Here is a 1688-nt window from a genome sequence, read left to right on the forward strand (position 1 = left end):
TCTCTGGTTCTTCATCGCCCGCTATTCACCCGCCGACCGCATCTCGGCCGGCGGCGGCGCGCAAGAAGAGGGCGAGGACATCGAGGTTCTGGAAATGCCGCTCGACGAGGCACTGGCCGGCATCGCCGACGGCCGCATCATCGACGCCAAGACCATTATCCTGATCCAGCATCTGAAGCTCAACCCGATCGCCGCCTGAACGGCGCCGGTCCTCCTTAGCCAAGGCTTCGGGAGGACACTCCTTCATCTATTCGGGTGGCCCGCCACCCGAAGCTCGAAGGGTGGTGCGGATGAAGGGACTCGAACCCCCACGCCTTTCGGCACTGGAACCTAAATCCAGGGCGTCTACCAGTTCCGCCACATCCGCATGGACCGGCAATCCCATGTGGCCATCATTCTGTCAATGTCGGAGACAAGATGTAGAGGTCAGGGACAAGATGTGGTCAGGTCCAAATGCTGGTTATTCGCCGGGATGCGAAGACTGTTGAAAATTGGCCTCGCCTGTGACAAAAGGCGTGTCAAATGTGACGGGACGCGACGATCCGCTTCTGCAGAATGTGATAAGAAGTAGGAAAAACAAGAACTTATTCACATTTTGGAACGCAGTTTGGGAGAGTTTGAGCCGGGTTTTCGGTCAAATCGCCAGGTTCCGTACCAAAAGCCATTCCCGGCAAGAATATACCGGCAGGCTGTGAACGGCAGAGGCCGTGGCAGTCTCATTGGTGAAAACAAAGGTTTTACGATGCAGGTCACCGAAACGCTCAACTCCGGTCTCAAGCGAGAGATCAAGATCACCGTGCCGGCCGGTGACATGGAAGCCAAGCTGATGGCGCGGCTTTCGGATGCCCGCAACAAGGTCCGCATCAACGGCTTCCGCCCGGGCAAGGTGCCGGTGCAACACCTGCGCAAGGTCTACGGCAAGTCGTTCATGGCCGAAGTGGTCAACGAAATCCTCAACGATTCGACCCGTTCGATCATTACCGGGCGTGGTGAAAAGGCTGCCATGCAGCCCGAAGTCATCATGACCGAGGACGAGAAGGAAGCCGAGAAGATCCTGGCCGGCGGCGCCGACTTCGAATTCCGCCTCAACTACGAGATCATCCCGGCAATCGAGATCAAGGACTTTTCCGACATCAAGGTGACACGCCAGGTGTTCGACGTGCCTGATGCCGAGATCGACGAGCAGGTCCAGCGTGTTGCCGAATCGGCGCGCAGCTACGAGCCGAAGACCGGCAAGGCCGCCAATGGCGACCGCGTCACCATCGACTATGTCGGCAAGATCGACGGCGAAGCCTTCAATGGCGGCGCGGGCACCGATCAGCCGCTGGTGTTGGGTTCGAAGGAATTCATCCCCGGCTTCGAGGATCAGCTGGTCGGCGCCAAGGCCGGTGACGAAAAGCAGGTCACCGTGACTTTCCCGGAGAACTACCAGGCCGCGCATCTTGCCGGCAAGGAAGCGACCTTCGACGTCACCGTCAAGGAAGTGTCCCAGCCCGGCGCGCTGGAAATCAACGACGAGACCGCCAAGAACCTCGGCCTGGAGTCGCTGGAGCGCTTGCGCGACGTCGTACGCGGCCAGATCGAGAACCAGTTCGGCGCCATGACGCGCCAGAAGGTCAAGCGCCAGCTGCTCGACCAGCTCGACGCGGTTTATTCGTTCGAGGCGCCGTCGAAGCTCGTCGACGCCG

1 protein-coding gene, 1 tRNA gene and 1 pseudogene are annotated in these 1688 nt (G+C 59.6%); 2 read left to right on the forward strand and 1 reads right to left on the reverse strand.

The window, feature by feature from the left end:
- Window positions 1-199 (forward strand): annotated as a pseudogene (locus EN750_RS33100) (GDP-mannose pyrophosphatase); the annotation flags it as partial.
- Between the two features lie 83 nt (window positions 200-282).
- Here the strand turns inward: EN750_RS33100 and EN750_RS33105 are convergent.
- A tRNA-Leu gene (locus tag EN750_RS33105) sits at window positions 283-367 on the reverse strand.
- A 375-nt stretch (window positions 368-742) separates the two neighbouring features.
- Here EN750_RS33105 and tig point away from each other — a divergent pair.
- Window positions 743-1688 (forward strand): trigger factor (tig, locus tag EN750_RS33110; RefSeq protein WP_127399174.1); only part of this gene is annotated, 946 nt, incomplete at its 3' end.

Origin of the sequence: Mesorhizobium sp. M7A.F.Ca.ET.027.03.2.1 (assembly GCF_003999175.1) — a bacterium.
In the GTDB taxonomy this organism is placed as follows: domain Bacteria; phylum Pseudomonadota; class Alphaproteobacteria; order Rhizobiales; family Rhizobiaceae; genus Mesorhizobium.